Origin of the sequence: Microcoleus sp. B4-C2, assembly GCF_036705265.1 — a bacterium.
GTDB lineage: Bacteria > Cyanobacteriota > Cyanobacteriia > Cyanobacteriales > Microcoleaceae > Microcoleus.
The window spans coordinates 17,713-26,566 of sequence record NZ_JAUBUB010000090.1; the positions used below are offsets into that span (position 1 = coordinate 17,713).

The window sequence follows — 8,854 nt, forward strand, 5'->3', positions numbered from 1 at the left end:
CGTTCTTAAAAAACTCAATCTTCTTGTGGAACGGGCATCTTGCCCGTTCTTAAAAAACTCAATCTTCTTGTGGAACGGGCATCTTGCCCGTTCTTAAAAAACTCAATCTTCTTGTGGAACGGGCATCTTGCCCGTTCTTGAGACTGGTACAACCTCTAACTATCAACCTAGCCGATCGCCAAAATACTCCTGATACAACCGACATCTCGGAATGCAATGATTTCCATCCAATTTCACCAACCCCATACTATTTAACTTAAACCCCAATTCTGACCTCAATCTAACTGGCTGGGAAATACTCACAATCTCTCTCATCCCCTCCATTAATTCCGAATATTTCTCTAAATTCCATAAATGCCGCCGCAAATGATCGCTATAAATTCCCGCTTCAGTTGCAGATTCTTTCACTAACCGACCTAAAGTCACATCTTGACGCGAAATATGATACATTCCTAGTCGCACTAAATAAGGATTTCCGCCCACTAACCCCATCAATTCTGCAACTTCATTCCCACTCCAATTCAATCCGTGTCGCTTTGCCAAATCTTGCACTTGCTGGGAATTAAACTCTGGCAATTCAATCGGTAAACCCACATTAAACGGCGATTTATTCACATCCAGCGGAATATATACTTCCGTCGAATGCACCACAATTAAGCGAAACTTTTTCCAAATATCGCGCCGTTTTGCTTCTTCGTGCAAAGCTCGCAATAAGCCAAAAAAATCATCGGCAATTTCCGGCGATTCAAACAGGCGATCGCTCTCATCCAAGCCTAACGTCAGAGGTTTTGAGGATTCAGACAGCAAATACTGTTCAAAATAAGCCTTGCAGCACTGATTGCTGCCAATCAAATCGGCTAATTCCCAACACTTTGGCAACTGCTCCAGCATTCCTAACTCTTGACCGATGCTAGCACAAAACCACTGCAAAAATGTATCTGAATTAGCGAATATTTTCCGATTAGCTAGCTGAAAACTCAGCGCTACCGTGCGAGAACCTTGCACTTCTGCGTGATGCAAAATCCTCGCCATCAAGGAAGTTTTGCCCATTTGTCTGGGCGCTTTTATACGGATCAGGGCTCCCGGTTGGGCGATCGTCTCGTAACAGCGGGATTCGATGGGAGGGCGATCGATATAAAAACAAGAAGTGAGTTCAACTTGTCCTCCCGGCAATTCTGGCGGCGCTGCTGGCAGGGGTTGAATTATTGACTGTTTGGTGCTAGTAATTACTTTCCACTCTACAGCCAATTCATGGTCGGCAGTTAACGAGGTGCGACCTTCTTTGATAAGGGTTAAAATTTGTGATATTAACTTAAATGAGTCGCCAACACCGCGCCACAGCCAGGGCTGAATTCCTGCTAAATAGCTGAGTAAGTCAAAGGAAAGCGGTGTATTTAATTCAACTAAAATCGGTAAAATTGCTGGTTTGTGAGAAGTTAGATTGTGCAATTCTTTGGCTAGCTGCACTTGTTCCAATATCATTTCGCTAGCGGCCGATTCTTCCGAAATCAGCAACAGCAAATAATCGCAACGCTTTAAATATGAGGCTGAGTCGCTGCTGTTGTTAATAAAAAAGACTTCGTGACCTCCCGCACTCAAAGCTTGGTGTAACTGCTGGGAAAGGGTGTTGTGTGAGGTCGATCGGACGTTGGCGTTAGCGAAGCGATCCGAAGGAAAGCCCGCCCCTACGGGGGCTACGCCAACGAAGAGGATCGCCACTTTAGCCCTCACCAGCACTACCTCCTCTGGCTCTGAATTCGCCTCAAAATCGGCTATATCGCGCCATTCCTGCCCCAATCCGCGACAAATTTCGATGAAATTGGCATAATCCACAGGTTTGCCATTCAGAAAATGGCTGACTGTAGATTGGGCCATCCCTAAATCCTCAGCCAGAATTTTCTGACTGGGAAAGCCATTTCTCAGGAGACAGGATTTAACTGCGCGAATGCACTCTTCGCGCACCCTTAGCGATCGTGGCATTGCTTATCACAATCAAAACACTGAAACCATCATAAATGCCAACCGCCCCTAAAGTCGATGAAAAGTCGATGAAAAGTCGATGATTTTTCAAATAACTCAGTCGCCAACTCAAATAGCCGCCTGATTAGATTAGAAATAACAAGGTTGAATCCCATCAAAACGAGGTAAAAGCATTGTGTATTCTATCCTAATTTGGTCGCTGGCTTCAGCCACTAATCAACCAGGTTTCGCCTTCACCCCGCCCCTATTCTGGTTGCTACTCGGAGTTGTGCTTAGTGCGATGGAGCTATTAATCATCAAAACTCAGCCCCAAAAATACAGATTTTACCTGCTAATGATGGGAGCTTCGGCTGTAATTGAATCATTTATTTTGTGGAGAGGATCTGTAGCATTTCAGTTTAGTTGGGCGAACATAATGTATGAAGATTTTGACTGGCAAATCTTCTACTGGATGGGGATAGCCCTCGCGCTGAGCATCTGGATTCGACCGATTTTCATTGTTCGCAAAAAGTTTGTCATTCCCGAAGCCACGGAAGCGACAACAATCTCCGAAATTTTCCCCGGAGAAACCGGAATGGTGATTTATGAAGGGGCTTCCTGGAAAGCTCGCAATGAAGATTCCCAAGGGGCGATCGCACCCCGACAAAAAGTTTATGTTTTGCGCCGCGAAGGAAACACGTTGATTGTTGTACCTGACAGATTAATTCACATCAACGGCTAAACCTTGGCACTAACCTCAATTCATTCAGGAATTACGCACGCTGTGTTGAGAAACCGGGTTTTTTACCGAATCTGCGGGCTCTAACGAAATATTTTCGTAAAAAACCCGGTTTCTAAATCCCAATGTGCAAATCCTATCATCTTTAGTTCACAGCTTAAAATTAGCAGGAGATTCACTATGTATCACTATTTTTTGACGATTTTGTTTGCAATCACCGGAGTATCCTTAGCCAGCAGCGTAAAAATCGTCCGTCAAGGAGATGAGGCGTTAGTCGAAATTTTCGGAAAGTACGATCGCAAGAAACTCGAACCGGGTATAACCTTTTTGATTCCCTTTGTCGAACAAGTCGCCTATAAACAAACTCTGCGCGAGCAAATTTTAAGGCTGTCACCGCAAGAATGCACGACGCGCGATCGGGTTTCCGTCACCGTTGATTTTATTGTGTACTGGCGAATCATTGACTTAGAAAAAGCTTCCTACAAAGTGCAGAATCTCAAGGAAGCGATGTTAAATATGCTGATTCTTTCAATTCGGACTCACCTTGCTAAATTATCTGTTGAGGAACTCTACACGGCTCGACATGAGATTAATAATGCTTTAGTCGAGGAGTTGGATACAACGACAGATCCTTGGGGTGTGAAGTTTACGAGAGTGGAATTGCGCGATTTTGCGATCGGCAGTAAAGTGATTCAGCCAACATCCGTCGAGCGTAAAGAAGTACAAAAGCTGCGAGCTTAGAGATTAGTATTCCCTCGTTTTCCTCGTTTTCCTCGTTACCAGGCTCTTCCTGGTAACGCAGATCCAGAGGCTCTGCCTCGCCGACTTTAATTCGCATTGTATATACCATTTAAGGAGACAACACCATGACTAATAATCAAGAATCAATAGTTCGCAATGCAGCTTGTCGCGGTTGTGGATGCTTATTACTTATAGCCGGTATTGGAGTAATGAATGGGATAGCTCTGCCATTTTATCTAAATAATACCAATAGAAGCAAGCAGTCGGAAGCAAAACAGTATGTGAGCTCAATGAACAAGGCGCAGCAAGCTCACTTTGCTGAAAAAAGTGCTTTTGCCACTTCTGTTAATGCTTTGGAAATTGGGATAAAAACGGAGACAACAAAATACAAGTATTCAGTTCGCGCCACAAAGCAAACTGCTTTTAATTATGGAGTCTCCAAGCAACCACAACTTAAGAGTTATGTCGGCGGTGTCTTTCTAGTTCCTGTTAAAAAAATTGAGCCCAAGGCTGCTAAAGATGGAATAATAACAACAATATCCATATTCTGCCAAGCTGATTCTCCCGGTACAATTAAACCAGCGGAACCCACCTATGAAAATGGTAAACTTGCTTGTAGCACAGGCACAACACAAGTGACCAGATAATCTAATTATAGGCAAGATCATGACAGTCGATTACCAATATCAAATCGGCGGCAGTCTCCCGCAAGATGCACCTACTTATGTAGTGCGACAAGCTGACTCAGAACTTTATCAAGCCCTGAAAGCTGGAGAGTTTTGTTACGTTCTCAATTCCCGACAAATGGGCAAATCCAGTTTGCTGGTGCGAACGGTACAAAAACTCTCCGCTGATGGCATTGCTTGTGCTACGATCGACCTTTCGGACATTGGCAACCAGCAAGTCTCTCTAGATAAGTGGTACGGCGGCGTCGCTTACAAACTCTTGTGCAGTTTCAACCTGTTTAACCCAGTCGAGTTTATGGCTTGGTGGCGGGAGAGAGAGTTGATGTCGCCGGTGCAGCGCTTAGGAGAGTTAATTGAAGAATTGCTGCTGGTCAAAATTTCTCAAAACCTGGTCATTTTTATTGATGAAATTGATAGCGTTCTGAGTTTCCAAGAACCGCTAGACGATTTTTTTGCATTAATTAGATGTTGCTACAATAAACGCGCTCACAATTCAGAATACCAGCGCATTACATTTGCTTTGCTGGGAGTAGCTACCCCATCGGATTTAATTAGCGATGCAACTCGCACGCCCTTCAATATCGGTTTACCTATTGAATTGCACGGTTTTAACTTACAAGAAGCTCTGCCTTTAGCAAAGGGATTTGAGGGAAAAGTAGAGAATCCTCAAGAGGTTTTAAAAGAGATTTTGGACTGGACTGGAGGGCAGCCATTTCTGACTCAAAAGCTTTGCAAGCTGATTCTACACCATTTAAAAAATTTAGCGTCTGCTTCTATTATATCAGATTCAACGGATGAAAGCAAAACTAAAAATTTTACTACAAATCAATTATTAATTAGCGAGATCGTGCAATCTCATATTATTGATAATTGGGAATCATCCGATGAACCGGTACACATTAAAACAATTCGCGATCGCCTTCTCAGAAGTCCGCACCGCGCCAGTAGGTTATTAGGACTATATCAAAAAATATTGCCACTTTCAGAACCCCCCGATTGTAGGGGCGGTGCCCCCGTGCCCGCCCTGGTAGGGGGGATCTGCGCCGATGATACTCCCGAACAAACAGAATTGCGGCTGAGCGGATTAGTAGTAAAACGAGCCGGGAAATTAACCGTATCCAACCGCATTTACGCAGCTATATTCAGCCATAACTGGGTAGAAAAAGCGCTCGGCGACTTGCGCCCCTATGCTGAATCCCTAACAGCATGGATAGCTACAAATTGTCAAGACGAATCTCGCTTGTTGCGGGGTCAAGCACTGGAAGATGCCCGACAGTGGGCGGCAAATAAAAGCTTAAACACCCAAGATTATCAATTTTTAGGTGCGAGTCAAGAAGCGGAATTTGCCAAATTGCGCGATCGCGAAAAACAAACTCAAGCTGAAATTGAACAACTGCGCCGCGAAAAAAAGTTATTAGAGGAACTAAGCGAAGCACAAAAGCAGAAAAAAGTGATTGCAGCTAAACTTTGGCGCGAGCAACAACTGAGAGTGCAAACAGTTACAGGAGCCGCAGTCATATTAATATCAATCCTGATAGTAACTTTTTGGGTAAAACCGTCAATCGAAGAAAGAAACTACAAAATTCTCACTCTCAGTTTGCTATCAGAAACGCTATTTGCTGCGGATAAAAAAGAAGAAGCTTTGCTAGAAAGCATCAGAGCTGTTAGAGAAATGAAACGATCGCTCGGAGTGAGTTCAGATATTCAGATGCGAGTGGCGATCGCCCTCGAACAGGCCGTTTACAACTTTCGGGAACGCCGCCGCTTGCAGACTCAAGCCAGTACCCTTGCTTTCGTGAGTTTCAGTCCCGACAGTCAAACAATTGTGACTGCTACCGATGACAATTATATCAAGCTTTGGCAAACAAATGGAACTTTTCAAGCAACCTTAACCGGGCATACCGATAAAATTATCAGGGCTATTTTCAATGCTAGCGGTCAGATACTTGTCTCAGCAAGCAACGACCAAACTATCAAAATTTGGCAAAAAGATGGCAAACTAATTCATGATTTAAAAGGACACCGCAGTCAAATAACCAGCGTCTCTTTTAGTCCAGATGGTAAAATCATCGCTTCAGCAAGTGCCGATGGAACAGTTAAGCTATGGAAAATAAACGGTGAAGAATTGTTAAGTTTAAAAGTGGAGCGAGGTTGGATAACCAGCACGAGTTTTAGCCCAGACGGTCAGATAATTGCTGCGGCTGCTACTGATGGCACTGTTAAACTTTGGAGTTTGAGAAAGATTGTGGAAAAGTTGCAAAAACAGCAGTCAATTGAAGCAAGCTCCGATATCAAATTGCTCCGAACTTTACAGATTGAAAGTGATAAAATAATGAGTGTAGCTTTCAGTCCAGATGGAGCAATGCTGGCGACTGCAAGTGCTGGGGGAACTGCGAGAATTTGGAGCAAAGACGGCACACCGCTAAGTATTTTAAAGCATACAAGTGGAGTGACAAATATCAGCTTTAGCCCCGACAGTCAAATGTTGCTATCTGCAAGCACAGACAAAATGGTGAGGCTGTGGAACATTGACGGTACATTGCTCAAAACTTTAAAAGGTAATAAGGATGCTGTTTGGAGTGCGAGTTTTAGTCCAGACGGCAAAGCGATCGCTACTGCTAGCGCTGACGGTACGGTGATGCTGTGGAATTTTAATCTTGACGATTTGTTGCAGCAGGGTTGCGATGGAGCCCGCAATTATTTTCAGACAAATCCGATCGCCTATCCCAGCAATCGCCACCTCTGCGACGGGATTGAAACTCAATCAGGCATTAGGCAAAAAAAACCCGGTTGAGACTCAAACTCGTGAGTTTTGCAGCAAAGTATGTAGGCAGAAACTGGCTTTTTGACCAAGATTTTCAAAGGTGGTACCCGCCACGTGATTTATCCGTGGAATCAATCCAAAATCGAAAATCTAAAATCCTCAAGCCCCCGCATTTATCCGTGGGGTCAATCGAAAATCTAAAATCGAAAATCTAAAATCGATTGACCGCCCCTGCGTCTAGGGCTGATATCGTTAAAATTGGTAGCAGCTAATAGGTAATAGGTAAGCCCGATCGGTGTATTCAACTCTAGAACAAAAGTACCAGCGCCTGCAAAAAGACTTAACGGGCGGAGTCATCGCCCTGGGCGGCATTTTCTGCACAGGTACTCTCTGGTATTGGCAGGTGGAAAAATGGTCTTTGCTCGATGCCGCTTACATGACAGTATTTACCCTAGCAACTGTCGGCTACGGTGAACTTCAGCCCCTCGGTCAACGCGGGCGAATGTTTACCATATGCCTGATTTTGATGGGCGTGATTGTGATTGGTTTCATTGTCAACCGCTTTACAGAAGCACTGATTGAAGGATATTTTCAAGAAGGAGCAAGAATTAGGCAGCAGCGACGATTGGTAGATTCTTTGATCGGGCATTACATTCTCTGCGGTTTTGGGCGCACTGGCCGCCAGATTGCTTTGGAATTTCAGGCCGAAAATATTCCTTTTGTGGTCATAGATTCGGCGGTACAGTCGGTTGAGGCAGCCTTGGCACTGGGGTACACGGCTGTCCAAGGAGACGCGACTCTGGACGAAATTTTGCTGAGTGTGGGGATCGATCGCGCAATTTGCATAGTAGCAGCTTTGCCTTCGGATGCCGAGAATTTATACACTGTCATGTCAGCGAAAACTCTGAATCCGAAAGTACGGGCGATCGCCCGCGCCACCACAGAAGAAGCCGTAAAGAAGTTGCAGCGGGGCGGCGCCGATGCCGTCGTATCCCCCTACATTACCGGGGGAAAACGCATGGCGGCGGCTGCTTTGCGGCCTCAAGTTATGGATTTTTTAGACGGTGTTTTGACCGGGACTGATAGTTCTTTTTACATGGAGGAATTTTTGGTCGATCCCAATAGTTGTGTCTACGTTGGGGAAACTTTGAGAGATGCCAAGTTGCGATCGCAATCGGGGGCCTTGATTTTAGCAGTGCGGCGCGCTGACGGGACTTTGATTGTCGGGCCTACCGGAGAAACTGCGATCGAAGGAGGAGATATGCTGATTTGTTTGGGTACTGCACAACAACTGCGAACTCTCAATCAAATCCTCAGTCCCCTGAGTTTTCGCCTCCCCCGGCCCCCGAATTAATACGATGTCATATCAATTCCGGTTGCACTCCTCTTGACTGTTGACTGTTAACTGTTGACTGTTGACTCTGGGTCGAAAAACTGAATTGTTGAGTGTTAAATGTTGACTCAATTTTATTATTCAAATGCAACCCGGAAACGATATGATATCAAATCCGTTGGCATCGGAATTATTCATCTCTCTCTTCCCTTTCTCTGTATCCTCTGTGTCCTCTGCGGTTTCATCATTCCGATAATACAACCGGAATTGATATGACAACGGACTGTTTGGACATTTGAACAATACCGATGCAACCGGAAACGATATGATTTTAAAAATTCACCATCTCCACCACACAAGGATTTAGGGCAAATAAAAATGCTCTCGGCAAAGTAGCCGAGAGCATTTTTGAGCAGTTAAACTGCGTTTTGATCACAGTTTGAGCTCAATCATAGACTAAAGATAGACAAAAATCGCTGAAACCCTAAGCCGATGGTGGGATTTGAACCCACGACCGTTCGATTACGAATCTCTAAACCAGCGAGAGGAAACTTCCGGCCGGCTCTGGGAAATCGGGAAAATTTTTCCTGGCTGCATCATTTTTTGATTTTTGTCTCAGGTCGGAGAGTTCT

The 8,854-nt window shown here is 44.7% G+C and carries 6 protein-coding genes; 5 read left to right on the forward strand and 1 reads right to left on the reverse strand.

Features of this window, described 5'->3' with window-relative positions; translation table 11 throughout:
- Positions 1 to 162: 162 nt before the first annotated feature.
- Positions 163 to 1,980 carry an AAA-like domain-containing protein gene (locus tag QUB20_RS22425; RefSeq protein WP_333249498.1) on the reverse strand — a complete coding sequence of 606 codons (1,818 nt, stop codon included), beginning with the start codon at positions 1,978 to 1,980 and terminating at the stop codon, positions 163 to 165.
- 175 nt (positions 1,981 to 2,155) lie between these two features.
- Between QUB20_RS22425 and QUB20_RS22430 the strand changes: the two genes are divergently transcribed.
- The 5 genes from QUB20_RS22430 (at position 2,156) to QUB20_RS22450 (ending at position 8,243) form a co-directional block, all read left to right on the forward strand.
- The gene (locus QUB20_RS22430) at positions 2,156 to 2,701 is read left to right on the forward strand and encodes an NfeD family protein (RefSeq protein WP_333249502.1); all 546 of its coding nucleotides are present in this window, start codon (positions 2,156 to 2,158) and stop codon (positions 2,699 to 2,701) included.
- A gap of 177 nt (positions 2,702 to 2,878) precedes the next feature.
- Positions 2,879 to 3,439 (forward strand): SPFH domain-containing protein, encoded by a 561-nt coding sequence (locus QUB20_RS22435; protein WP_333249504.1) that lies wholly within the window; start codon positions 2,879 to 2,881, stop codon positions 3,437 to 3,439.
- 125 nt (positions 3,440 to 3,564) lie between these two features.
- Positions 3,565 to 4,086, forward strand: a complete 522-nt coding sequence (locus QUB20_RS22440) for a type IV pilin-like G/H family protein (RefSeq protein ID WP_333249506.1) — start codon at positions 3,565 to 3,567, stop codon at positions 4,084 to 4,086.
- A gap of 19 nt (positions 4,087 to 4,105) precedes the next feature.
- Positions 4,106 to 6,919 carry an AAA-like domain-containing protein gene (locus QUB20_RS22445; protein ID WP_333249508.1) on the forward strand — a complete coding sequence of 938 codons (2,814 nt, stop codon included), beginning with the start codon at positions 4,106 to 4,108 and terminating at the stop codon, positions 6,917 to 6,919.
- A 265-nt stretch (positions 6,920 to 7,184) separates the two neighbouring features.
- Entirely contained in the window at positions 7,185 to 8,243 is a 1,059-nt protein-coding gene (locus QUB20_RS22450; protein ID WP_333249510.1) for a potassium channel protein, read from the forward strand.
- The last annotated feature ends 611 nt before the right edge of the window (positions 8,244 to 8,854 follow it).